We start from the raw sequence: 24,913 nt of genomic DNA, 5'->3' as shown, positions 1-24,913 counted from the left end.
ACCGTTATTTTTTTGTAGTTATGATAAGATAAGCGCTAAAATTTGCCGCGACATAGCGCTTTGATAAGCGATTCGCGATTTTTAGTTTTTTAGTCAATTAGGACATGTTATGCCAGCTCCCATTAGCGAACGTAAACTTGCCAACGCCATCCGTGTTTTATCCTTTGATGCGGTGCAAAAAGCCAACTCAGGTCATCCCGGAGCGCCGATGGGAATGGCCGATATTGCCGAGGTGCTTTGGCGCAAATTTTTAAAGCACAACCCGTCCGACCCAACTTGGGCAAACCGCGACCGTTTTGTGTTGTCAAACGGTCATGGCTCAATGCTGATTTACTCGCTTCTGCATTTATCGGGCTATGACGTTAGCATTGACGACTTAAAAAACTTTCGCCAATTGCACTCAAAAACCCCCGGTCACCCTGAGCTTGGTTATACGCCAGGGGTGGAGACGACCACAGGACCTTTGGGTCAAGGGATTGCCAATGCTGTTGGTTTTGCGATTGCTGAAAAAACCCTTGCCGCACAGTTTAATAAAGACGGTCACAACATCATCGACCACCATACTTATGCCTTTTTGGGTGATGGCTGCTTAATGGAAGGCATCAGCCATGAGGTTTGCTCGCTTGCCGGAACGCTTCAGCTTGGTAAGCTTATTTTCTTTTACGATGACAATGGCATCTCAATTGATGGCGATGTTGAAGGCTGGTTTACCGATGATACCAAGCAGCGCTTTGAGTCGTATGGCTGGCAGGTAATCAGTGTTGATGGTCACGACACCGACGAAATCACTGAAGCCACGCAAGCGGCGATTAGCGAAACCAATAAGCCAAGCTTAATCATTTGTAAAACCACCATTGGCGCAGGAAGCCCGAACAAACAAGGTCTTGCGGCAAGTCACGGCGCGCCACTTGGCGATGATGAAATCCTCTTAACCCGTGATGCGCTATCTTGGACGCATGCGCCGTTTGATTTGGACGATGAAATTTACGAAGCTTGGGACGGTCGCGCAAAAGGTACTGCGCTGCAAAACAACTGGCAAGCGAACTTTGAGGCTTATAAAAAAGCCTATCCTGAATTAGCAGCGGAGCTTGAGCGCCGATTAAACGGCGAGTTGCCAAGCGATTTTGATGCCAAAGCCAAAGCCTATATCGAATCTTGTCAAAATGGCGGCGGCAACATTGCCAGCCGAAAAGCCAGTCAAAACGCGATTAATGCGCTTCAGCCTTTGCTTCCTGAACTGCTTGGCGGCTCAGCGGATTTGGCAGGGTCAAACTTAACGCTATTTAAAGGCGCTAAGGGCTTACAAGAAGATGCGGCGGGCAACTATATTTATTATGGCGTCCGCGAATTTGGGATGACCGCGATTGCCAACGGTATAGCCCTTCACGGCGGCTTTATCCCATACGTGGCAACGTTTTTGATGTTTATGGAATACGCTCGTAACGCCGTTCGCATGAGCGCTTTAATGCGTCAACGTGTCATTCACGTTTACACCCACGATTCCATCGGTCTTGGTGAAGATGGTCCGACCCATCAGCCGGTTGAGCAGCTGACCAGCCTTCGAACCACGCCAAACCTACGAACTTGGCGACCTTGTGATGATGCAGAGTCGGCAAGCGCTTGGGTTGAAGCGATTAAATCTGCCAACAATCCATCGGCGCTGATTTTTAGCCGTCAAGGATTACCGCATCAAAATCGTGACAGCGAGCAGGTGGCTAATATTGCCAAAGGCGGCTATGTCTTGGCAAAAGAACAGGGCAAGCTGCAAGCCATCATCATTGCTACCGGCTCTGAAGTGAGCCTTGCTATGGAAGCTTATGAAACGCTTAGCGCTGACGGCGTTGGCGTTCGCGTGGTTTCTATGCCTTGCGCCGAAATCTTTGTCGAGCAAGATGCTGATTACCGCAACAGCGTGTTGCCAAGCAACATTCGCGCTCGCGTTGCTGTTGAAGCCGCTCATGTCGATTATTGGTTCAAATTCGTCGGTCTTGATGGCAAAGTGATTGGCATGACCACTTATGGCGAGTCAGCGCCGGCAGGCGAGCTTTACAAAGAGTTTGGCATTACTACTGATGCCGTTATTAATGCGGTGAGAAGTTTGGTTTAATTTTCCTCAAAAATTAAGCTATACAAAACAAGCCATAAAAAAAGAGTGGTTAGCATCTAGCCACTCTTTTTTATTATAATGTTATAAAATCTAATTTGCCGCCACCAAATTGCCCGAAATATCCAGCGGAATCATATTACCAACCACTTTTGGAAATGCGGTAACGCCGTAATCAAAGCGGTCAATTAAACCAGTTGCGCGAAATTTTAAAATTGGCTGCTTGGTGGCAGGGTCATTTTCAACATTCGACAGCTTAACCCTAATGGTTAGCGGTTTGGTCTGCCCAAGAACGGTAAAATTCCCCGTCACGTTGGCTTCTTTGTCGTTAATCATGCTTACTTTTTTTGACACAAAGGTCATCGTTGGGTATTTGTCGCTGTTAAGCAGCTCTTTTCGGCGCAAAAAGTTGTCCCGAAGCTTGCGACCGGTATCCACGCTGTTGGCATCAACGGTAAAATTAATCGTCGTTCGGGTTGGCTGCTTAACGTCATAATTAATCGTGCCATTTACCTTATGAAATTTGCCCTCGACCGTTCCTGAGCCTAAATACGCCACTTTAAAATTGACGTTGGTTTTTGGCACGTCAAGCGCCCATTTTTGCGGCAAAGCAGCATTAGCGGCAGAGATTGACATCAGCAAGCAGCCGGTCAAAGCAAAGTTAACCAAGGTAGTGCGAAAAGCGGTCATAAAAGCTATCCAAGAAAATAATGATAAAATTGGGGCTGAAATTTTAAAAACTATTGTTTATGATAGCATTTTTTAAAAAATGGTCGCTGCTGCCATAAATTTTCCTTATTTTTTTCACACTGTTTTTTTATCATTAATTGATTTGTTGAGAGTTGTCATGTCATTGCTATCGCGTGTTAAAGGTCGAATCGGTGAGCTTATCGTCAGCGTTGCGACTTGGGTGATGCTCAATCGCCGCCAGTATTTACGCCTAAATAACGTCACCTTGCCGCTAAGTGATGGCGGAACCACACAAATTGACCATATCATCGTCTCAAGCTTTGGTATTTTTGTGATTGAAACCAAAAATTATAAAGGTTGGATTTTTGGTCAAGAGCGCGACGCCAAATGGACGCAAATGATTATGGGTCGAAAATACCAATTTCAAAATCCATTGCGGCAAAATTATTTGCATATGAAAACGCTGTCCGAATTGTTAAATCTAAATTTGCGCTATTTTCATTCGGTCATTGCATTTATGGGGCATTGCGAAATTAAGACGCGCGATGACTTGCCGGAATATGTGCTAAATAAAGGCATGCTAACGTATATTAAAAGTAAGCAAGAGCAAATGTTAAACCATGAGCAAATGACCGCGATTGTGGACAAAATTGAAAAAGTGCGGCTGCCAAAATCGCGACAAACTGACCGTCAGCACCGCGAATATTTGCAAAATAAGTTTGATAATGCGAGCCCTAATGAGCAATTGCAAAGCTTTAACAAAGCCGATAAAGCAGAATTTACGGCAGTAAATCCGCCAACTTGTCCAAACTGCCAAGGTGATATGGTCAAGCGAACTGCAAAAACGGGCAAAAATAAAGGTCAGGCATTTTTTGGCTGCCAAAGTTATCCAAAGTGCAAAGGCATTGTCAATATTTAGGCTTAGAGATTGGCTAATGGTTATCAAGGCTTAATGGCTTGGGAAAACCCTTTGCAAATCAAGCGTAGCTGATATAATCAAGGTTTTGAATGAATAAAAGGTCGATATGCGCCAATCTTGTGCTTTAGATATTTTAAAATCGGGTCAAAACGTGTTTTTGACCGGCTCAGCAGGCGCAGGGAAAACCTATACGCTTAACCAATATATTCACTATTTGCGGGCGCGAAAGGTGTCGGTTGCGGTGACGGCAAGCACTGGCATTGCGGCGACGCACATGAGCGGCACGACCATTCACAGCTGGTCGGGGATTGGTATTCGCGATGAAATCAGTGAGCGCGATTTGGCGCAGCTGTCCAAAAATCCGTTTTTAACCGACCGAATTAAAGACACGGCGGTATTGATTATCGATGAAATCTCGATGCTTCATGCCAAGCAGTTAAATGCCGTCAATACGGTTTTAAAACACATTCGAAAAACTTCCGAACCCTTTGGCGGCATTCAAATTGTCGTGGCTGGCGACTTTTTTCAGCTGCCGCCGATTGGCAACCGTGAGGAGAGCAACCGCGATAAGTTTGCCTTTATGAGTGAGGCTTGGCTTGAGGCGGACTTTAACATTTGCTATTTAAGCGAGCAGCATCGGCAAGTAACTGAAGACGCTGAGGGGCTGAGCCTTGATGATATTTTAAACCAAATCCGCCGCCAGCAAGTCACAATTGAGGCCATCCAAGCGCTTGAAGCCACCTATCAGCATGACATTGATGCCAACCGGACTCGGCTTTATACTCATAATTTAAACGTCAATAAAATCAATGATAAAGAGCTTGCCGCGTTATCAGGGGACAGTTTGGAATTTCAAGCGTCGTTATTTGGCGATAAAAAGCTGATTGACACCTTAAAAAAGACCGTTCGAACTCAAGACGATTTGACTTTAAAAATCGGCGCAAAAGTGATGTTTATTAAAAACAATACTGAAACGGGCGTATCCAACGGCACGATGGGCGAGTTGGTCGGATTTTCAGCCATCAAATCGCAAACCTCAGAAAGTAATAATTTCCCCTCAAATAAATCAGAAAATGATAAAGTTTTTAATGATAAAAACGACGATAAACCAACTAAAGAAGATGAAAAATCGACTTTAAAAGACAAGGCAGAAAAAGCAGCAGCCAAAACTCAATCAACACAAAAGCTGCCTGTTGTCCGTTTAAATTGCGGTCGCGAGATTATTGCTGAGCCTGAAGAATGGGTGATTGAAGATGAGCATGGTGAGGTGCTGGCAAGTTATGTTCAAGTGCCACTTTGCTTAGCTTGGGCGATTACCGTTCACAAATCGCAAGGAATGACCCTTGAAGCCGCTGAGATTGATTTGTCGCGAACTTTTGAGCTTGGTCAAGGTTACGTGGCACTATCACGGCTCAAATCATTGTCGGGACTGCGCTTACTTGGGCTTAACGACATGAGCCTGCAACTTGACCCGTTAGCGCGCGGGGCCGATAAGCGCTTTTTGGCATTGTCAAAAGACGCCGAAGCAAGATTGGCGGAGATTGACGCCAAAGACTTAACTCAGCTGCAAAAAAACTTTATTATTAAATCGGGTGGCACAACGAGCAAAGCTGCCATCGCTGGCTATGAAAAACTGCAAAAAAAACGCCGCGATCAGCAAAAGTTACAACAAAAAAAGCAAGGTCAAAAAAACCAATTAAAAGACAAATCGTTAAGCACCCTCGATATTACCCGTCAGCATTTGCTTGATAAAATGAGCATTCAAGCCATTGCTGAGGTGCGAGGGCTTGCACAATCAACGATTATGCGCCATATTAGGGACATTCACAAACAGCAGCCAACGCTTGATTTGGCGCACCTGATGCCAGAATCAGGCATCATGAAAGCGGTCGAGTCGGTGTATCACACTATCAAGGCGGTAAACGATCCCAACGATATTGACGATGATGGCAATGTCAAAATTAAGCCCATTTTTGAGGCGCTAAATGCCGCTATCCCTTATAACACCATTCGGTTGGCGCTGATTTTTATTGCTGATTGACTCAAACGCACCGCTTTTGCTGTCCCTTTAACCTTCGCTAGATTGCCGTAATTTCCAATCACCTTAAGCTTAATTGTTTGGTCAAAGTTATATTACCAAGAAATTGGGCTTATCATCTAAAGTGACCTTATTATGCCTGATTTTTCAAAAGCCAATTATCAATTGACCTCAGATTTTGCCACTGCTAAAGCCTTCCACGCCACAAGCGATAGCCAGCAGCCGTTACGAATTGCCATTAACGGCTTTGGTCGAATCGGTCGCAACGTTCTTCGTGCCTTGCTTGAGCGCTTTGAAGTGTTGGGTCGCGCCGTTCACGTGGTGGCGATTAATGATTTAGCCCCTGCTGATATTTTGCTGCATTTATTAAAATTTGACAGCACGCACGGCAGATTAAGCCGCCTTGGTATCAGCGCGCAATTGGTTGCCACCGAAGCCAAAAAAGGTCATCGGCTTGTTGAAAATGAAGCTGCCGAGGACTATCAGCTTTGCTTGACCAAAAATAACTATACCTATTGCATTCAAATGCTGTCCGAATCCGACCCAAAACAGTTGCCTTGGCAGACGCTCGGCGTCGATGTGGTGCTTGAATGTACTGGTCATTTTCGCTCGTATGAAAAGGCTAATTTGCACATTGAGGCAGGCGCAAAGCAAGTGATTATTGGCGCGGCACCCTTTGATAAGGTGGATGCGTCAATTGTTATGGGCGTCAACAGTGACGAGTTGACCACCGAGTTGCCGATTATCTCAAGCGTTTCTTGTACCACTCAAGCCTTAGTTCCGCTGATTGATACCCTTGATAACGCTTTTGGGGTTGCCTCGGCGATGATGACCGAAATTCACGCGGTCACTGCCGACCAAACTGTCCTTGACCAAGCTCACCGCGACCCACGCCGCGCCCGAGCGTCAGGATACAACATCATTCCGACTACCTCAAGCAGCATTGCTGCCACCGCTCGCGTCTTGCCCAACATGGCAGGCAAAATCAACGGTCATTCAATTCGCGTGCCAACCATTGACGTTGCTGCCATCGATGTGACCTTTGTTTTTGAAACAGACGGCGTAACCCTTGATGCCATCCGCGAAGCTCTCAAAGCTGCTTGTCAGTCATATTTAGCCACCATTATGGACTTTACCGATGAGCCTTTGGTTTCAAGTGACTTTATCCATCAGCCGGAATCGCTTATCATTGATGGTGAACAACTTATGCAAGTGGGCAATCAGTTTAAAGTTTTTGCGTGGTACGATAACGAGTGGGGCTACGCCAATCGCTTGCTTGATATGTGCCTGCATTTGGCATCAAATCGCGTCATTGACCAAAGCTATTCCAAAAGCAAAAATGCAGCAGATGAAAAATAATTTAAATTTTTAAAAAAAGCGCTTGCCATCTGCAAAAATATCGCTATAATGATGCACCTATGGAGACGTGGCAGAGCGGTTGAATGCACCGGTCTTGAAAACCGGCAAGGGTTCATAGCCCTTCGTGAGTTCGAATCTCACCGTCTCCGCCAAATTGAAAAAGTCCTAACTGATATCAGTTGGGGCTTTTTTTATGGCAATTCAAACGTTTTGTTTAAGCATTTACTTACTGTATTATTATTGGTCTTGCTGACCAATCTCAATCGCGCGACCGTCCGTTAGCATAATCGTGCCCTTATCAACATAAACCGTCACATTTTGCGGATTTTGAATTGCCCGCATCACGTTGATGTCCTCGATACTGGCATCAACGCTCACTACGGCTGAGTCATTAGGAAGAATCGGCGGGACAAACTGCGTTCGCGGTATCAATACCGGCTTTCCAGATTGCAGCTTTGGGTCACGAAGCAACAATACTGCTTTTAGGCTTTTAACAGGGGTGTTGTCATGGTTGCTGAGCACAAATTGCAATCGAACTTGGTTTAAATGGTCATTGGTACTGGTTTTTACAGGAAGCAGCACAATAGGGTAAAGGTTGGTTGCGGCTTTGGTAGCGCCAACAGGACTTTTTTTGCCGGTTGGGTTATCAGGGTGCAGCCGCTCATATTCGCGCTGCTGAACGAGCGCTTGCTCAATCGTGGTTCGTGGCAGCGCTCCTGACTCATAAGCCTCGCTTAAGCGCATGCGAATCATATAGCGGCTAAGCAGTCGACGCTCGTCTTCAGGCAATCGCGCAAGCGTATCTTTGAGGTTTTTTTGCCAGTTTTTCACATCCGTTGGAATCGCTTGCTGCATCGGGTCATCTTGCGGCGTTGAGCAGCCATGAAGCAACAGGGCAGCCGATAAGGCAAAAAGCAGTCGCACTGCTGATTTTTTTAGCGTTATTATGGTTACCAGCCTGAGCATTGTCGCCTCCTCATTGCGCCTTTAGCTTTATCTTACCTATAAATAATTAATAAGGTAAGTAACGAATGTGGCGCGTTTGGTGAGCGTCATTTGCAGACTCTACGTTTATTTTTTAGTGAATCCGTAATCCCGTTCAATCCTGCAATTGTGACAACGGCTGCGTGGTATGATTGTTGTGCGTGTCCTTAATTGCCTCATCAATGATGCGCTGACTGACGCCGTGCTTGCGCAATTTTTCGATAAAAACCTCATCATGAGCCAGCGTATAATCTTGGTGGTCGCGGTCAAGACCTTGGCGGATATACAAGCGAATCAAGCCTTGAATGCGCTTAAATCCAAGCTCGCTTGCCGTGGTCGAGAGCATCTCAATCATCTCCTCCGACAAGCGAATACTGACCGGTCGCATGACCTTTTGGGGGTGCGCTGAAAACTTATTTTTGATATGAACAGGAAGCATAATAAACCCTTATCCGACATGAAGTCTCATGATAGCAGCTATCACTTAGGAACAAAAACAGCGACCATAAAAAAAACCTCCATCAAAGTATGATGAAGGCTTTTTGAATTTGGCTCCCCAACCTGGGCTCGAACCAGGGACACACGGATTAACAGTCCGACGCTCTACCAACTGAGCTATTGGGGATTAGTGGTCATAACAAATCTTTTTTGGCAACTCGTTATGTGGGACACATTCTAGCTAAGAGCCTGTTAGCTGTCAAGCACTAAGGTAAAAAATTTCTAAAATAAAGGTAAAAAGCGTTATCAAGTAAACTTTACCAAACTTTGAACAGAAAAAAACCCTCATCAAGTGGATGAGGGTATTGGCATTTGCCATAACTGAATCAAAAGGATTCAAAGGTCTTGCTAGAATTTGGCTCCCCAACCTGGGCTCGAACCAGGGACACACGGATTAACAGTCCGACGCTCTACCAACTGAGCTATTGGGGATTAAAGTTGCTGCTAAGTGGGGCGTATTCTAGCAAAGATAAAAAATTGGTCAAGCGTTTTTATCAAAAATTTTTCAAAGAAAGTACGAAATTACATTAAGGCTTTGAAATTGCAATAAAATTAATTTTACCTTTTTAGGGTTTTTAAGGGTTAAATTTGGTATTAACGGCAATATTGGGTTAATAAAGCCAAATTTTTCTAAGATTATTTTTTAAAAAAAGCTTAAATTCGCTTTAAAAAATGAGATTTTTAAGAAAATTGCAAAAATACTTCTCCCAAATCTTCAGCAATCTGCGCTACACTGATAAAAAATCGCTCAACTGTTACGAAAGGATTGCTATGGTTCAACAGAATAACTCAGCCAACGCCAAAAAAGCGCCGCTTAACCATGAATTGTATATGTCGGTGTTGATGACGCCGGACATGGCAAACTTTATTGGCAACGTTCACGGCGGCGACTTGTTAAAGCTGCTTGATAAAGTCGCTTATGCTTGTGCCAGTCGCTATAGCGGAAGCTATGTGGTGACGTTGTCGGTTGACCAAGTGATGTTTCGTGAGCCCATTTACGTAGGTGAGCTAGTCACTTTTGCAGCAAGCGTCAACTATGTTGGTCGAACGTCAATGGAGATTGGCATTCGCGTTGAAGCCGAAGACGTTCGTGCGCGAACCATTCGCCATACCAACAGCTGCTATTTTACCATGGTCGCGGTTGATGAAAACCGAAAGCCGACCGCCATTCCGCCGCTTGAAATCAAAACGCCGCTTCAGCAGTGCCGCTTTGATGCTGCTCTTGACCGGCGTAAGTTTTATATGGAGCGCGCGCGTCGTCCAAGCTGTGATTTTTCAACGATGGTGGGCGAGCTTGGCAGCAAACCTTCAGAGGAGTAGGCAAATTCAGGCTTTGGTTTGAATTAACGCTTGCGCCACCAAAGCGCTACTGCACAGTTACGAAAGATGATTTAGGCTATAGGTATTGATAGTGAATCGAGACCACGACCCATTATGAGCCAAAATCTAACTGCTAAAAGTAAAAATACTGACCCTGATACGGCTTATCAACAATCCAGCCTACTACAAAGCCAAGCACCGCGCTCGCGGGGGGAGGGCATTCAGGACAACAGCCCTCACAAGCCGCAAAGCTCACTGGTGACGGTACTGATTGCGGTGGGAGCAAATTTGCTGATTGCGATTGCCAAAACGGTGGCGGCGTTTATGACGGGGTCGGCATCAATGATTGCCGAGGCGGCGCACTCTTGGGCGGATACCGGAAATGGCACGCTGCTTATCGTTGCTGAAAAAAAAGCGGTCAAACCTGCTGATAAAAGCCACCCGTTAGGCTATGGTAAAGAATCGTATGTTTGGTCAATGATTGCCGCCTTTGGCGTGTTTATGGCAGGGGCGGTGGTGTCGATTTATACCGGCATTAAAGAATGGAATGCGGTTGAAACCGAAACCAATTACACCATCGGCTTTGTCATTTTAGCGATTGCGTTTGTGCTTGAGGGTTTTTCGTTGGTTCAAGCTTACCGACAAAGTAAGCAGCATGGCGATAAATTAAACGTTAGCGCGCTAGGTTATGTGGTTGAAACCTCAAACCCGACCCTTCGCGGGGTGTTTTTTGAGGACTTGGCAGCGGTTGTTGGCTTGGTGATTGCTGCCATTGCTATGGGGCTTCATGCATATACGGGCGAGCCGTTTTGGGATGCGCTAGGCTCAATCATCGTCGGGCTACTTCTTGGCGCGATTGCGATATTTTTAATCAGCCGTAACCGTGATTTTTTGGTGGGTCATAAAGTTTCTGATGACATGCATGACTATGTGTTAAAAGCGTTGCTTGCAAAGCCAGATATTGACAGCGTGTCTTACCTGCATTTAGAATGGGTAGGACCCCAGAAGATATTTATGGTAGCAGCGGTAGATATTGCAGGAAACCAGCAGGAGCAACATTTAGCACAAAAATTTGAAGAGATTGAAAATGAATTTCGCGCCAATCCCTTATTTCAAGAGTCAATTTTAACGCTGTCAGTTCCTAATGCGAAAACTTTAACGCCGTCAAAATCTTAACGGGTGTTGAAAAATTTAATCAAATCTTTAACCGATGAAAAAAGCCGCCAGTTAAGGCGACTTTTTTTGGCTTATTCAAACTTTGATAAAACTTATTTATTGCCTAAGGTCTTATTTTTTGTTGTCAAAGCTGTTTTCTTTTGGCGCGTTGGCACCGATGAACCAAGCATCTTTATCAATGATTCGGCTGGCTTCAGTAAATAAGTCGGCGGTATCTTCATCACCGGCTTCACTTGCTGTATCAATGGCTTCACGCAGTTTTGCGGCAACTTTTTTGTAGCGACCTGTTAGGGCGCGAACATGCTCTTCTACCGTCGCAATGTCCGTTGGGTACGGCTCTAAAATTGAGTTTTTGACCACGCGGCTGGCGCGACCGTCTGGCTCACCGCCTAAAATGACAATGCGCTCAGCTAGGGCGTCTGATACCTCGCGGATACGCTCAGCAGTATCATCAAGAAGTTGGTGAACGCCAATAAATCCAGAGCCTTGTAAGTTCCAATGGCACTGTTTACCGTCTAAGGTCAAATCAATGACGTTGGCAAGGTTGGCATTTAACAGCTCAGACATTTTTTTTGCGGTGTCGTCATCGATTCCACTTGCATAGCGTTCTCTCATTATTTTCTCCAGTTATTATTTATTTGTTGTTATTGTTCAAATTGACAATCGATTTTGCTTATTTAAAAGTTATCGCTAAAACAAAATTATAAGCTCAGCGCATTGCCAATCGGTCATTGCAAAACCTATCTTAACATGAGCACAATCTGAGTCTAGAGCCTGATTTAGGCTTTGTGAGGTAGGCGTGTAATTGCTTTGTTAACTGTGCAAAGCTTTGTAATTAGTCAAATCAAATAGGAGGTTTAACCCCTAGAGTTTTGCTAGTTTAAGAATAAAAAGAAGACTAAAAACAAGGGGAAATTGCGGCGAAACTTACGCCTTTAAAGTGCCAAATTCCCTTTAAATTGGCACCAAAATCCCCATATTGTTATCACAAAATTGTTATAAATTATCCATAGTTATCAATAAAAAGAGCTGCTTATGAGAATGCCAGAACCACGGTCGTCACGACAGTTAAATCAGCTTGCCACCCAATTGCAAGGGGAGGCGGAAATTACCGGTGTCAATGCCTCAGGAACGCAAATTTCAAGCCGCGCCTTTGAGATGGTCACCGATTTTGAGCCGGCAGGAGACCAGCCGCAAGCCATTAAAAAGCTGGTCGCAGGTGTCAACGCTGGCATGGATGAGCAGCTTCTTCTTGGCGTGACGGGGTCGGGGAAAACCTACACCATGGCTAAAGTGATTGCCGAGTGTCAGCGACCGACCATCATTATGGCGCATAACAAAACGCTAGCCGCTCAGCTTTATGGCGAATTTAAGGCGTTTTTTCCCAACAATGCGGTCGAGTATTTCGTCAGTTATTACGACTATTATCAGCCCGAAGCTTACGTTGCCGCAAGCGATACCTTTATCGAAAAAGACAGCGCGATTAACGACCATATTGACCAAATGCGCCTGTCAGCAACAAGAGCGCTGCTTGAGCGCCGAGATGCCATTATCGTGGCGTCGGTGTCCTCAATTTATGGTTTGGGCGACCCCGAAAGCTATTTGACCATGCTTTTGCATATCGTCGTCGGTGACCGAATTGACAGAACCTCGATGATTAAGCGTTTGGTTGAGCTGCAATATACCCGAAATGAGCTTGATTTTGGTCGCGGAACGTATCGCTTACGCGGCGAGACGCTTGATATTTATCCGGCGGAATCTGAACAGCTTGCCGTTCGCGTTCAATTATTTGATGACGAGGTTGAAAAAATAACGTGGTTTGACCCGTTAACCGGAAAAACGGTTCGCAGTGTGCCAAGGATTACCATTTATCCCAAATCGCATTACGTAACGCCAAGAAATAAGCTTGAAGAGGCGAGCAAAACTATCCGCGCCGAGCTTGAAGACCGGCTGAATTATTTTCGTGATAATAATAAGCTGATTGAAGCTCAGCGCATCAAAGAGCGCACCCAGTACGATTTGGAAATGATTCAGCAGTTAGGCTATTGTAACGGCATTGAAAACTACTCGCAGCATTTATCAGGGCGACCATCAGGGGAAGCGCCGCCGACCTTGTTTGATTATATTCCGCCCGATGCTTTGTTGTTTATTGACGAATCGCACGTGACGGTATCGCAAATTGGCGCGATGTATAAAGGCGATAAATCACGAAAAGAAAACCTCGTGAACTATGGCTTTCGCTTGCCAAGCGCCATGGACAATCGACCAATGAAGTTTGAAGAATGGGAGCGCATCAAGCCTGCGACCATTTTTGTGACCGCAACCCCTGCGCAATATGAACTTGAACGCAGCGAGCAAATTGTTGAGCAAGTCGTTCGCCCAACGGGACTTGTCGACCCTGAAATTGAAATCCGCCCTGTTTTAACCCAAGTTGATGACGTATTGTCCGAAATCATCAAACGCCGCGAGCTTGATGAGCGCGTCTTGATTACCACCTTGACCAAGCGCATGGCGGAGGATTTGACCAGTTATTTAAAAGAATACGACGTCAAAGTCGCTTATTTGCACTCAGATATTGACACGGTCGAGCGGATGCAAATCATTCATGAATTGCGAACCGGCGTCCATGATGTGTTGGTCGGGATTAACCTACTTCGAGAAGGTCTTGATATGCCCGAGGTGTCACTGGTGGCGATTTTTGATGCTGATAAAGAAGGCTTTTTACGCTCGGAGCGCTCTTTGATTCAGACCATTGGTCGCGCCGCCCGTCATTTAAACGGTAAAGCCATTTTGTACGCCGACCGCATCACCCCAAGTATGGAAAAAGCCATTGAGGAGACTGAGCGTCGCCGCGAAAAGCAAATCGCCTTTAATATTGAGCACAACATTACCCCGCGTGGCGCTCGCCGAAGCATCACCGATAAGATTGACACCGGCGAGGATTTGGACGCCAACGACAACCAAAGCATTGCTATTAGCAGCAATTTGCCGGATGTCGATATCAGCATCTTGCGAAGCCCTGATTTATTGGTTAAAGAAATCAAGCGCTTAGAAAAACAAATGCAGCAGCTGTCGCGCGATTTAAAATTTGAAGAAGCCGCTAAAACTCGTGATAAAGTGCTTGAGCTAAAAGCTTATATTGTCCAGTAGCTTTAGATTTTATAAAAGCTTGAATAAAAAACGGTTTGAGGATGCTCAGACCGTTTTTTTTGCTAAATTAACAGGATTGATAAGCAACTCATGAGCTTAGCTAACAATGATGAACACTTTTTTTGCTACATTAGATGAATGGATGCATAAAAAAACTGAGCTATCAGCAAATGGAGGCAATCATGACCACCTTAGTAAAAGCAATTGCCTTTGTTGCCAGTTTGGGGATAGCGCTGCTGGCAAATCAAGCAATCGCGGCAAGCTATTCGCCAAAAGCGCCTAACATTCCAAAGTCAGTTGTTACTAATTTAGTAGAAGAATTTTGCAGTTTTCCAAATCCCAATCCCAAAACGGCGACCAAATTAGAATTTGCTTGTTTTGAGCAACTGCCTACCACAAAAGATGCCCGAGCAGATTATTATATTAAACTAATTCCGTTATTTGCGCGCGATTTTAACCAAGATGGCTACCGCGATTGGGTGATTGATGTGACCTCAGAAGGTCCGCTTGGTGGTAGCGTCCATAGCCATAGTACGATTCAATATTTACTTCTTGGTCGCAACCAGCAAATTAAAGACAGCTTTGAGGTACTGCTTTATGCGCCCTTTAGCGAGGAAATTATTGAGTATGAATTATCCGCCAAAGGACTTGAGTTCCGAGCCATTCCCAATTTTCGGTCGCATCCTGAAGCGTTTGAAGATGGCGAACTGCTTGTTCCTGAACGGCAGTTTCGTATTGAGTGGCAAAATGATGATTTTGTAGAAGTGATGGATTAACTGATTGCGATTTTAGGGATAATTTAAACGTTCTTTCACGTAGCCTTACACTTTCTCACTTAAAATACGCGGCAAGCTTTTGTACTATGGATAGCAGAACAACAAGATTTTGGCAAAAATAATAACTTGGATAAAATATTATAACTTTAAGGAAGGTCACTATGTTTGATGTAAAATCATTGCTATTACGCGGCGTTGAAAAAGAATTGGTTGATGTTGCTGATTATATTTTTATGCCTGAGCGCGTCGAATTAATGGTTGAGGGCGGCTTATTAAACTGCGTTTTAAACAGCGACGGTCGCGTTGATATTTTTTACACCAAAAATGGCATCACCGATGTGCGCTCAGCGACCAGAAAGCACCCCTTTACCGCCTTTGAAACCGAGCTAAATCACGGCGTTTATGATGATTCTATTAAAGAATTAATCAAAGATGTGGACAAAGTTATTGAAAGTAAGTCCGAGTATTTTCGCAATAAAGTGTTGTCGCTTTCCTCAACGGTTGAGCCAGAAGTGTTAACAACAACTGATAATCATTAATAAGAATCAGTTGCCAAAAAAGCCAGCGTTAATTGCTGGCTTTTTTATGATTGTATTTTTTAAAAGCTATTATTTTAAAAACTTAGTTTAAGTCCATTACGCCACAGTTTTGGCATGTTGTTCTTTTTGAATGTCTTTGGCTAAATTGTAGCACTGGTCGATGTGGTCAAAGGCAATTTTTCTAAAAATCATATAGCCCATCGTTGCTGCCACCATTTGACCGCCAAGCGGGATAAATTTGGTCACTTGCTTGGCAACAATGCGACCACCAAAGCCTTGAATGGTCTTTTTAACGATTCCGCGAGTTGCCATAAGCCCTGCAAAATCTACCGCACGGTCTTTTAGCGCTTTCCAGTGAACTTCGCGTGATTGCAAATCAATCGCCGACTCGTTGCCCTCAATCAAACCAAAGCGCTCGCTGATTTCAGGAAGTAGGGTGGTGAGCATTCCGGCGTCAACCGCCACATCAAAAAACGGCACCGGAACGATGGCAACACCCGCCGAAACTTTGGCGCGTTTTTTAACCAGTTCTTGGCATTCTTTTTTGACTTCATCCAAATTTAAATTGGGGTCAATGGTTTTTGGTAATTTTTCAACTGACGGAGTTGTTTCCATATTATTATCCTTATTAAATGACGGTTTTGCTTATTATTGCGAGGTTATCCTATAAAAGCCAGCTTATAAAAGTTATTTTAAAAAGCTGGCAGGCTTATTTCAGCATCGCTTTGTATCAAACCACAAATCGGCACAAGGCTAAAGTCAGGTTTTGTAAAAATCGTAAGTTTCGATAGCTAAGTTTTGCCAAAAAAATTAAATGAATCAAAGGCTAAAGAGTCGTTGAGCTGCATAACAATTACAAGTAAAATAGCCCCATGCTAACCTTAACTCCCCGATTTAGCGCCGATTTGGTGCTTCCCGACGCTTTGCAGCCCATTGCTGAGCGCTCGCTGACCCTTGCGCGACTTTATGCCAGCCGCGATATTACCGCCCCTACCGATTTAGAAACCTCGCTTGCCGCGCTGCTTCCTGCTGAGGATTTATTAGGGATTGATGACGCCGTTGCGCTGCTAGATGCCGCCATTGATTCTCAGCAAAAAATCTTAATCGTTGGTGATTTTGATTGTGATGGCGCGACCAGTACCGCGCTTATGATTCGCGTCTTGCGAGAGATGGGCGCAGTCGTTGATTTTATCGTTCCCGACCGCTTTAAATATGGCTATGGTCTGACCCCTGAGATTGTTGATTTGGCGGTTGAGCTGCACCAACCTGAATTAATCGTCACTGTGGATAACGGCATTTCAAGTACCGCAGGCGTTGCTCGTGCTCATGATGCGGGCGTCAAAGTCGTCATCACTGACCATCATTTAACCACCAAACCAACGCCCGACGCCGAAGCGGTGGTGAACCCCAATCAGCTTGGCTGCCCGTTTCAAAGCAAAGCTTTGGTTGGCGTTGGCGTGGCGTTTTATGTGCTTGGGCGCTTGGCAAAGCTTCGCCGTGACGCGCAAAAATCAAGCGCTCAAGTCAGCAAGCATTTGGACTTGGTGGCGCTTGGAACGGTTGCTGACGTTGGCGTTTTGGATAAAAACAACCGCATTTTGGTTCATCATGGGCTAAATGCCATTCGGCAAAAGCGTTGCTGCTTAGGGATTTTGGCGCTTCTTGAGCAAGCGAGCCGCGCTCCTGAAAAGCTGCAAGCGCAAGATTTTGGCTTTATTTTAGGGCCTCGAATTAACGCTGCTGGTCGAATTGAGCACATGCGAATTGGCATTGAGTGCTTGCTTGCCGATGATTGGCAAAAAGCGCAGCAATTGGCATTTGAATTAGACACCTTAAACCGAACACGGCGCCAAATTGAGGGCAAAATGCGTGAGGAAGCCGCGCTGATTGTGGAAGCGCTCGATAGCCAAGACTCAAACTCTCAAAGCAATGACTCGGAAAGTAAGCCCTCAAAAAGCAGCAACAACGATAAAACGCAAAATAACAGCAATCGCAGCTTAATTTTATACCAACCCAACTGGCATCAAGGGGTGATTGGCATTGTCGCAGGGCGGTTAAAAGAGCGTTATTATTTACCCAGTATCGTATTTGCGCCGGCGGATGTGAATAAAACAGCAGCAGATGACTTGCTTAAAGGCTCAGCGCGCTCAATTGATGGCATTCATATCCGCGATGCCATTGAAAATGTGGCTGAAAGTCATCCAGAGCTGATTAGCCATTTTGGCGGTCACGCGATGGCGGCCGGATTGACCATTCAGCGCAAAAACTTTGACGCCTTTGCCGAAGTGTTTAACGCGGCAATGAATGATATTGATGACGCCATTTTTACGCCGCAAACTTTGACTGATGGCAAATTGTTGCCGCAAGATTTTAGCTTGTCGTTTGCCGATTTTATCAATAATGCCAGCATTTGGGGTCATGGGTTTGCCAAGCCTATTTTTGATGGTATTTTTGAAGTGCTTAATTTTAAAGTGTTAAAAGACAAGCATTTAAAGCTAAGCCTACGCTATCCGGACGTTCAATATCCAATTGAAGCGATTTGTTTTAATTATGACAGTCAGGCTTGGGATTACCGCGCGCAAAACGTTCATTTATTGTTTGAATTGGACATTAATGAGTGGCGCGGCAACCAAAGCTTGCAATTAATGATTCGTGATTTGGCGGTGGTTAATTGTAGTTAAGCTTTATTCTAAATAAAAAAAGACCATAAAAAAGAGGAGTTTTGCGCTCCTCTTTTTTTATATTTACTTTTCAAGAAATTTCCAAAAATTTTAAACTTGTGGTCGTTTCACCAAGCTAATATCTGGAAAGCGCCAATCGTAATGAACCGCGAGCATGCGAATGACAAAAATAATCAGCATGGTGACCGCTTCGGTAATCCAGTTGGTGATTCCAAAGCCTTGCATGGCAAAATAAACCACGCCGCCAACAATTGCTGCGGTGATGTAGATTTCGCGCTGCAACACCAGTGGAATTTCATTACAAAGCATATCGCGAATAACACCGCCAAATAGAATGTTCAGCACGCCCATCAAAATACAAATCGGAATATTTGCGCCCATTTCTTGCGCCACTTGAATACCGATTAAGGTGAAAATTGCCAGTGCCAAGCCATCAAATAATTTGAGTAGCGGCTCAACGTGGCGCGCTTTTGGGTTACAAAACATCTGAAAGCCGATGGAAGTGACGGTGATAATCACTAAGTAATTCATATTGACCATCCAAAACAGCGGATAGCGGTCAAGGATAATATCACGAGCCGTAGGACCACTGATGGCGGTAATCATCGCCACCAAAATACAGCCAAACATATCAAATTTATGATGTTTGGCAAGCACCGTTCCTGAAACGCTACAGGCAAAAATCCCGAACATTTCAAGCCAAAACATAAACGAGGTCGGCTCAAAACGCATCATAAAATCAGGGGTGAGCGCCGCAGGCAGCTGCGAGGCAAAATGAATGGGAATCATGGCAACATAAGCTCATCAAAATAAACCAAAAAGCGCGCCCCAAAATCTTTAAAGCCAAAAATCCTAATGCTCAAACGGCACAAAGCGCCAAGCAAAAGCAATGACAAAAGTACTCTTGTCAAATTGGCTCACGTGAAAAACCTTTGAACAAAACGCCCAAAGGAGTAGAGATAAAAAAGGTTGGGGGCAATCATAGCCGTGACCCTGAATGGGGACGAACGGCGTTTTACGACCATCAGGCGGAGGGCACCTGTCGGCATACTGCAAGCTTAATCAATATTTTGGCATTTGCAAAGCTTTTTTTAATAAAAATAAGGATAAAGGTAAATTTGGCAAAAGTTAACCATTTTTGGCAAATAAGATTAAGCCAGTAATAATAAGAACAATGCCAAAAACGCCCATAAAGGAGGGCAAAGCGTTGTTTAATAAAATAATTCCGCCAATTAAGGCAAACACCACTTCGCTGGCTTGGGTGGAGTCAACTCCGGCAACTTCGCTTGAGGTTACCGCGCGCTCGCGAGCAAAGAAAAAAATACTGGTCGCACCAACGCCGGCAAGCAGCGCCACCAGTAGGGTATTAAACATCTGCGAGGCGCTTGGCGTATCAGGTCGAACAATAACTCCTAAAATTATCCAAAATGGCAAGCTGCCAAGCGTCATCAGCCAAACTTTGTTAAAGGCGTTTTGCAAAAGGTCAGTGTCAATGCTTGGGACTTTGGCAATAAGGCGGGCAAGTGGGGAAGTTAGTAAAGGTTCTTCAGTAGTAGGTTCAGTTTGGAGGTTTTCGTTTAAAGGATTTGCTGCTGTTAATTCGCGGATTTTGCGGATGCGTTTTCGAGAATTGCGAGAATTATAAGACACTTGCCAAACCAATTGATTGCCAATCGGGTAGCAAAACGCTGCCAAAAGCGCCGGCAGGGCGCCAAAAAGCAGCATCTCGCTCATGGGTGCAGTCGCGTCAATCGCATCTGAGGCGCGAAGTCCTTCGCTGATGTTGACCAGCGCCACGCCGATAAAAACCAGAACCGCATAAGCAATAAATTTTTTGGCAAAGCGTTGACCAAAGGCGACCAAGACCAAAAGACTGGTCACCACGGTAAACATAAACGTCGCGGCAACCACCCAACCGGCAACGTGGTCACCGGCGTAGCAAATTCCGCTATAAAATAGCCCAAAGCCAATCGTTCCGGTGATGCACCAAAATTGCCAATGCTCAAAAAAAATGGCAAATAAAGCTTTAATTCGACCAAAGCCGTGCTGAATGCTGATAATGACGGTCAAAATCAGCCACATAAAAACATAACGCAAGCTTGCCGACCAAAACCAATGACCGCCGGCACCGCTCATCAGCTCATTTAAAATAAACGTCGAGCTAAACAGCGCTCCGGCTAACAGTCCTAATAAAATCAGTTTGACCATGGGCTACCTTTTTGCGGTTTTGCGCGATTTATGTTTTTTAAGTTTTGATTCTAAGTTTTGATTTTAGGCTCTAAATTAAGCTTTGACTTTAAGCTATTTGCCTTTGGCATCTGCCCAAATGATTTTATGAAGCTGCAATTGAAAGCGAACGGGCAAGGCGTCGTCCAAAATCCATTCGGCAAGCTCGCGCGCGAGTATGGGCACTTCAGGAGCGACTAACTCATCTACATTGCTCGCGTCAATTTCCTCGGCGACGTTAAACATTGGCGAAAACCAAACCGTTCCCACAAGTTTGTCTAAATTGTGCTCACGAAGTTTGTCGCGCGACCACTCATAATCAGCGCGGTTCATGATGACAAATTTTAACTGGTCATTTTGGGTTAAATAATCCAAATTTGACCACAAATTTTTATCAGACTCCATCGAGCTTGGCGTTTTGATGTCCATAACTTTGCTGACCGCAGTCGGAACGTCGGCAACCGAAAGTGCCCCTGCGGTTTCTAAGGAAATCTCAAAGCCTTCCATTAGCAAGCGGTTCATAAGGGCGATGGCGTTTGGCTGAGCAAGCGGCTCACCGCCGGTTAAGCAAATACGCTTGCACGGAAAGCTTTGAATCGTTGCCATAATCGCATCAAGCGATTGCCGCGTGCCGCCGCTAAACGCATATTCAGTATCACAATAAACGCAGCGCAAAGGGCAGCCGGTCAGCCGGACAAAAATCGTTGGTAGCCCCGAGGTCAGCGCTTCGCCTTGAAGGGAATAAAAAATCTCGGTAATTTTTAATCCCGCTTCAGGGTCAGTGGTCGGAATACTTGGCGTTCGTAGCAATGGCTCAGTCATAATCAATCTAGGTGTCAAATTAGCAATCAATAAATTATAAAGAAATAAAATAAAACTGCGAGCGGCTCGCGAAAAATAATAGAAAAAAGATGCCAAATTGCTTAGCATCTTTTTTATAACAACTTAACGGTTTTAGTCTTAATCTAATCGCAGCAACTCATTAACGGCAGTTTTGGCGCGGGTTTGGGCATCGACTTTTTTCACGATGATGGCGGCATATAAGCTGTGGCTGCCATCTTTTGCAGGAAGGCTTCCAGAAACGACGACTGAACCTGCTGGCACGCGACCATAATGAATTTCGCCCGTTTCGCGGTCATAAATTCGCGTTGATTGCCCAATATAAACGCCCATCGAGATGACCGAGCCTTCCTCGACGATGACGCCTTCGACGATTTCGGAGCGCGCGCCGATAAAGCAGTTGTCCTCAATGATGGTGGGATTGGCTTGCAGCGGTTCTAAAACCCCGCCAATACCAACGCCGCCGGATAAATGCACGTTTTTGCCGATTTGCGCGCACGAGCCAACCGTTGCCCAAGTATCGACCATCGCGCCTTGGTCGATGAATGCGCCGATATTCACGTATGAGGGCATAAGCACCGCCCCTGCCGAAATATACGAGCCTTTTCGGGCAACGGCGGGCGGCACGACGCGGATGCCAGCTTCTTTAAACTGCTCGGCTGACCAATTGGCAAATTTGGTCGGAACGCGGTCGTAATATTGAACGTGGTCGCCTGCGGGCATGACGTAGTTGTGATGCAGACGAAACGAGAGCAATACCGCTTTTTTTGCCCATTCGTTAACCACCCAAGCGCCGTCCTTTTTTTCGGCAACGCGAAGGCTGCCATTATCAAGCATTGCAAGCACTTGCTCAATGGCATCGCGAATGTCTTGCGGCATGGAACTTGGGCTGTAATCGCCGCGATTTTCAAATGCCGCATCAATAATTTGTTGTAGTTGTAATGGCATAACTTGTCCTTTGGTTTTTTAATTATTGTAATTTAACGGTTAAGACAGCGCGTTATTGCAATCTAAAATAAATACGCTTTATTATCGCCAATTTACAGGCAATTAGCAACTTTAGCGTCATGTTACAATTGCGCCTATTTTTCGTTAATAATGAGGTTGAGCCAATTTAAAATATCGTGATAAACGACCTCAAAATGCTGCTCATGAAGCGGCTCGTGGCGCATGTTCGGGTACAATCGTTTATCGACATGATTAAAGCCTTGTTTTTGTAGTCGTTTTACCACGCGATTGATATCGCGACCCCCATTACCAACGGGGTCGTTCTCGCCGCTAACAAACAGCATGGGAAAGTTTTTATTAATCGTGGTTGCCCAGTGTTTATTGAGTCCGGCTTGCATCAACGCAAATAAAGTCAAAAAGCCGTTATTGGTAAAGGCAAATCCGGTCAACGGGTCGGCATCGTAATTTTTCACGTTTTGCACATTTTCGCTAAGCCAAGCAAATTTGGACTTAGAAATTTTGCGACCAAACTTGCGGTTAAACATCTCATTCATCATATCTGCAAAAAAGGTATTGGGCTTTTTAGGCGCCGCTTTGGCAAGAATACCATTGATAGGCAACATGACTTTAGATAACAAACTGCTGTCGGCGCTGCCCATCAAAATTGCACCGGCAAAATCCTGAGCGTGATGCTTCATCACCGTGCGAACGATAAATGACCCCATCGAGTGACCTAAAATAAAATGCGAAACGTTCGGATGGCGCGCTTTTAAGCGGTCTGCCATAATGATGACGTCTTTTAAGAGCGACTGCATCGGATGCTGTAAAGCAAAAAAGCCAAGCTCCTCGCGTGATTTAATCGTTCTGCCGTGACCTAATTGGTCATAAGTGGCGACGGCAATGCCATTGTCTGCCAAAAACTGCGCAAACTTTTGATAGCGACCGCTGTGGTCTGCCATGCCGTGAACGATAAGTAAGGTCGCTTTCACCGATGATTTTGGGTCATAAAAAGTATGATAAAGCTGATGGGCTTGGTCTGATGAGGTAATGGGGCTATTGGTCGTCACGTTATTGTTCCTATTATTGTGAACCACGATAAAATAGTTATCCAAGGTTTAAAATGTTCAAAAAAATACCCACCATTATAAAGGCTTCCCAAAAGCGCTGTCTGTAATAATTTACTTATCCAGTAAAAAAGAGCTTGAAACAAAAATCGCCCAAAACAAAAAAAGAGGTCAACGCGACCTCTTTTTAGCAAACATACCAGCTAAATTAGCAGCCTAATTTGCCTTCCGCTTCAAGCGCTTTTTTACTGCGGATTGGCGCAGGGCAATCCTCGCCGTAGTATTGACGGTCAGCAAAGTAGCTTGAGCGCACCATAGGACCTGCCCAAATGCTAAAAAAGCCAATCTTTTTGCCGTAGTCCATGTAGCGCTGAAACTCGTCAGGATGAACGTAGCGCTCAACAGGGGCGTGGTTTTTGCTTGGCTGCAGATATTGACCAATGGTAATCATATCAACATCATGCGCTTTTAAGTCATCAAGCAGGGCGTAAACTTCTTCTTCAGTTTCGCCCAAACCTACCATAAAGCCGCATTTGGTAGCGATATCAGGGCGGCGCGCTTTGTAAATTTTTAATAAATCAAGCGAGTGCTGATAGTCAGAGCCGGGGCGGAAGGCTTTATAAAGGCGCGGTACGGTTTCGATGTTGTGGTTAAACACGTCCGGCGGCGTTTCGGTTAATAAGTCAAGGGCGATGTCCATGCGACCGCGAAAATCGGGAACCAAAATTTCAATTAAGCAGTTTGGGCTTAAGGCTTTGGATTCATTAATCACCTCAACAAAATGCGCGGCGCCGCCGTCTTTTAAATCGTCACGGTCAACGGAGGTAATTACCGCATATTTTAGCCCAAGCCCTAAAATGGTTTCGGCAGTATGGCGCGGCTCGTCGGGGTCAAGGTTGTTTGGGCGACCGTGAGCCACGTCACAAAACGGGCAGCGGCGGGTACAAATATCACCCATAATCATAAAGGTCGCCGTACCATCACCAAAGCACTGCGGCAAGTTTGGGCAAGCGGCTTCTTCACAAACCGTATAAAGGCGCTGCTCGCGAAGGGTTTCTTTAATCCGCGTGACTTCAGCAGGCGAGGACATTTTTACCCGAATCCAATCCGGCTTTTTTTTCGCCTCAACGGTTGGGATGATTTTAATCGGAATTTTGGCAACTTTGTCATAACCGCGCAGCTTTTCACCTTGAATGGCTTTTTTAGGTTTTGGCTTTGGGGCAGGAACGTGCGTTTGAACGGCTAATGAAGTCATAGACTTATCCTAAGTCCTTATTAGTAAAAAGGTTTTAATCGGGGAGAATTGGGCTGATAAGAGCGTGGAAAGCAAATTTAGTGACTTGAAGTATAACAATATCTGACTTATTTTTCATCCTTCAAGTAGCAATCATCACTAAATAAAATTTTGATAATACCTATTTTTATTTTTTACCTTTAATGAGACGATTTACGTCTTTTTAGCTGATGATTGTTAAATGGTTTGGTTGTTTTTCGTTAGGTGTTTGGTTAAAAATACCATCTATTTTTTTAATAAATGTTGGCTATGGGCGTGAATTGGCAGGTAGGTCATTAACTTTTGAGCCCAATTGCGTTATATTATT

The 24,913-nt window shown here is 44.9% G+C and carries 21 protein-coding genes and 3 tRNA genes; 11 read left to right on the top strand and 13 right to left on the bottom strand.

Features of this window, described 5'->3' with window-relative positions; genetic code table 11:
• Nucleotides 1–109: 109 nt before the first annotated feature.
• On the top strand, nucleotides 110–2,107 hold the full coding sequence (tkt, locus tag ACZ5XY_RS02740) for a transketolase (protein WP_464742743.1): 1,998 nt from the start codon (nucleotides 110–112) through the stop codon (nucleotides 2,105–2,107).
• A 90-nt stretch (nucleotides 2,108–2,197) separates the two neighbouring features.
• Here the strand turns inward: tkt and ACZ5XY_RS02735 are convergent, their stop codons facing one another.
• A complete protein-coding gene (locus ACZ5XY_RS02735) occupies nucleotides 2,198–2,794 on the bottom strand; it encodes a YceI family protein (RefSeq protein WP_464742741.1) in 597 nt (198 codons plus the stop codon).
• A gap of 157 nt (nucleotides 2,795–2,951) precedes the next feature.
• Here ACZ5XY_RS02735 and ACZ5XY_RS02730 point away from each other — a divergent pair, with 157 nt between their 5' ends.
• The 4 genes from ACZ5XY_RS02730 (at nucleotide 2,952) to ACZ5XY_RS02715 (ending at nucleotide 7,262) form a co-directional block, all read left to right on the top strand.
• Entirely contained in the window at nucleotides 2,952–3,713 is a 762-nt protein-coding gene (locus tag ACZ5XY_RS02730; RefSeq protein WP_464742739.1) for a nuclease-related domain-containing protein, read from the top strand.
• Nucleotides 3,714–3,819: 106 nt separating this feature from the next.
• Nucleotides 3,820–5,754 (top strand): AAA family ATPase, encoded by a 1,935-nt coding sequence (locus ACZ5XY_RS02725; protein ID WP_464742737.1) that lies wholly within the window; start codon nucleotides 3,820–3,822, stop codon nucleotides 5,752–5,754.
• A gap of 132 nt (nucleotides 5,755–5,886) precedes the next feature.
• A complete protein-coding gene (locus tag ACZ5XY_RS02720; protein ID WP_464742735.1) occupies nucleotides 5,887–7,110 on the top strand; it encodes a type I glyceraldehyde-3-phosphate dehydrogenase in 1,224 nt (407 codons plus the stop codon).
• Between the two features lie 61 nt (nucleotides 7,111–7,171).
• Nucleotides 7,172–7,262, top strand: a tRNA-Ser gene (locus tag ACZ5XY_RS02715).
• Nucleotides 7,263–7,347: 85 nt separating this feature from the next.
• Here ACZ5XY_RS02715 and ACZ5XY_RS02710 read toward each other — a convergent pair.
• The 4 genes from ACZ5XY_RS02710 to ACZ5XY_RS02695 form a co-directional block, all read right to left on the bottom strand.
• Complete coding sequence (locus tag ACZ5XY_RS02710) at nucleotides 7,348–8,076, bottom strand: hypothetical protein (RefSeq protein WP_464742733.1); 729 nt, start codon at nucleotides 8,074–8,076, stop codon at nucleotides 7,348–7,350.
• A gap of 133 nt (nucleotides 8,077–8,209) precedes the next feature.
• Nucleotides 8,210–8,533, bottom strand: a complete 324-nt coding sequence (locus tag ACZ5XY_RS02705) for a CopG family transcriptional regulator (RefSeq protein WP_464742731.1) — start codon at nucleotides 8,531–8,533, stop codon at nucleotides 8,210–8,212.
• Nucleotides 8,534–8,643: 110 nt separating this feature from the next.
• Nucleotides 8,644–8,719: transfer RNA gene (locus ACZ5XY_RS02700), tRNA-Asn, on the bottom strand.
• Nucleotides 8,720–8,948: 229 nt separating this feature from the next.
• Nucleotides 8,949–9,024, bottom strand: a tRNA-Asn gene (locus tag ACZ5XY_RS02695).
• A 339-nt stretch (nucleotides 9,025–9,363) separates the two neighbouring features.
• On the opposite strand from ACZ5XY_RS02695, the gene ACZ5XY_RS02690 reads away from it, so the two are divergent.
• On the top strand, nucleotides 9,364–9,912 hold the full coding sequence (locus ACZ5XY_RS02690; RefSeq protein ID WP_464742729.1) for an acyl-CoA thioesterase: 549 nt from the start codon (nucleotides 9,364–9,366) through the stop codon (nucleotides 9,910–9,912).
• 114 nt (nucleotides 9,913–10,026) lie between these two features.
• Nucleotides 10,027–11,088, top strand: a complete 1,062-nt coding sequence (locus ACZ5XY_RS02685; protein ID WP_464742727.1) for a cation diffusion facilitator family transporter — start codon at nucleotides 10,027–10,029, stop codon at nucleotides 11,086–11,088.
• A 111-nt stretch (nucleotides 11,089–11,199) separates the two neighbouring features.
• Here the strand turns inward: ACZ5XY_RS02685 and dps are convergent, their stop codons facing one another.
• Nucleotides 11,200–11,703: a DNA starvation/stationary phase protection protein Dps gene (gene dps, locus ACZ5XY_RS02680; protein WP_464742725.1), complete on the bottom strand. Its 504-nt coding sequence runs from the start codon at nucleotides 11,701–11,703 to the stop codon at nucleotides 11,200–11,202.
• Nucleotides 11,704–12,123: 420 nt separating this feature from the next.
• Between dps and uvrB the strand changes: the two genes are divergently transcribed.
• The 3 genes from uvrB (at nucleotide 12,124) to ACZ5XY_RS02665 (ending at nucleotide 15,553) form a co-directional block, all read left to right on the top strand.
• Nucleotides 12,124–14,238, top strand: a complete 2,115-nt coding sequence (gene uvrB / locus ACZ5XY_RS02675; RefSeq protein WP_464742723.1) for an excinuclease ABC subunit UvrB — start codon at nucleotides 12,124–12,126, stop codon at nucleotides 14,236–14,238.
• A 182-nt stretch (nucleotides 14,239–14,420) separates the two neighbouring features.
• Nucleotides 14,421–15,014, top strand: coding sequence for a hypothetical protein (locus ACZ5XY_RS02670; RefSeq protein WP_464742721.1), 594 nt, complete (start codon nucleotides 14,421–14,423; stop codon nucleotides 15,012–15,014).
• Nucleotides 15,015–15,175: 161 nt separating this feature from the next.
• Nucleotides 15,176–15,553, top strand: a complete 378-nt coding sequence (locus ACZ5XY_RS02665) for a hypothetical protein (RefSeq protein ID WP_464742719.1) — start codon at nucleotides 15,176–15,178, stop codon at nucleotides 15,551–15,553.
• Between the two features lie 96 nt (nucleotides 15,554–15,649).
• On the opposite strand, the gene ACZ5XY_RS02660 is transcribed toward ACZ5XY_RS02665, so the two are convergent.
• Nucleotides 15,650–16,168, bottom strand: coding sequence for a hypothetical protein (locus tag ACZ5XY_RS02660; protein ID WP_464742717.1), 519 nt, complete (start codon nucleotides 16,166–16,168; stop codon nucleotides 15,650–15,652).
• A 257-nt stretch (nucleotides 16,169–16,425) separates the two neighbouring features.
• Here ACZ5XY_RS02660 and recJ point away from each other — a divergent pair, with 257 nt between their 5' ends.
• Nucleotides 16,426–18,234 carry a single-stranded-DNA-specific exonuclease RecJ gene (recJ, locus tag ACZ5XY_RS02655; protein WP_464742715.1) on the top strand — a complete coding sequence of 603 codons (1,809 nt, stop codon included), beginning with the start codon at nucleotides 16,426–16,428 and terminating at the stop codon, nucleotides 18,232–18,234.
• Between the two features lie 90 nt (nucleotides 18,235–18,324).
• Here the strand turns inward: recJ and ACZ5XY_RS02650 are convergent, their stop codons facing one another.
• The 6 genes from ACZ5XY_RS02650 to lipA form a co-directional block, all read right to left on the bottom strand.
• Nucleotides 18,325–19,023: a trimeric intracellular cation channel family protein gene (locus ACZ5XY_RS02650; protein WP_464742713.1), complete on the bottom strand. Its 699-nt coding sequence runs from the start codon at nucleotides 19,021–19,023 to the stop codon at nucleotides 18,325–18,327.
• A gap of 339 nt (nucleotides 19,024–19,362) precedes the next feature.
• Nucleotides 19,363–20,442, bottom strand: a complete 1,080-nt coding sequence (locus ACZ5XY_RS02645; protein WP_464742711.1) for a multidrug resistance efflux transporter family protein — start codon at nucleotides 20,440–20,442, stop codon at nucleotides 19,363–19,365.
• Nucleotides 20,443–20,535: 93 nt separating this feature from the next.
• Complete coding sequence (locus tag ACZ5XY_RS02640; protein WP_464742709.1) at nucleotides 20,536–21,282, bottom strand: radical SAM protein; 747 nt, start codon at nucleotides 21,280–21,282, stop codon at nucleotides 20,536–20,538.
• A gap of 138 nt (nucleotides 21,283–21,420) precedes the next feature.
• A complete protein-coding gene (dapD, locus tag ACZ5XY_RS02635; protein WP_464742707.1) occupies nucleotides 21,421–22,248 on the bottom strand; it encodes a 2,3,4,5-tetrahydropyridine-2,6-dicarboxylate N-succinyltransferase in 828 nt (275 codons plus the stop codon).
• Between the two features lie 134 nt (nucleotides 22,249–22,382).
• Nucleotides 22,383–23,315 carry an alpha/beta fold hydrolase gene (locus ACZ5XY_RS02630; protein WP_464742705.1) on the bottom strand — a complete coding sequence of 311 codons (933 nt, stop codon included), beginning with the start codon at nucleotides 23,313–23,315 and terminating at the stop codon, nucleotides 22,383–22,385.
• 205 nt (nucleotides 23,316–23,520) lie between these two features.
• Nucleotides 23,521–24,567: a lipoyl synthase gene (gene lipA / locus ACZ5XY_RS02625; RefSeq protein WP_464742703.1), complete on the bottom strand. Its 1,047-nt coding sequence runs from the start codon at nucleotides 24,565–24,567 to the stop codon at nucleotides 23,521–23,523.
• Nucleotides 24,568–24,913: the final 346 nt, after the last annotated feature.

The sequence above is a fragment of the Psychrobacter sp. GTC18467 genome (assembly GCF_055397455.1).
The sequence above is the reverse complement of the archived record's forward strand: the minus strand, read 5'-3'. Positions and strand labels throughout refer to the sequence as shown.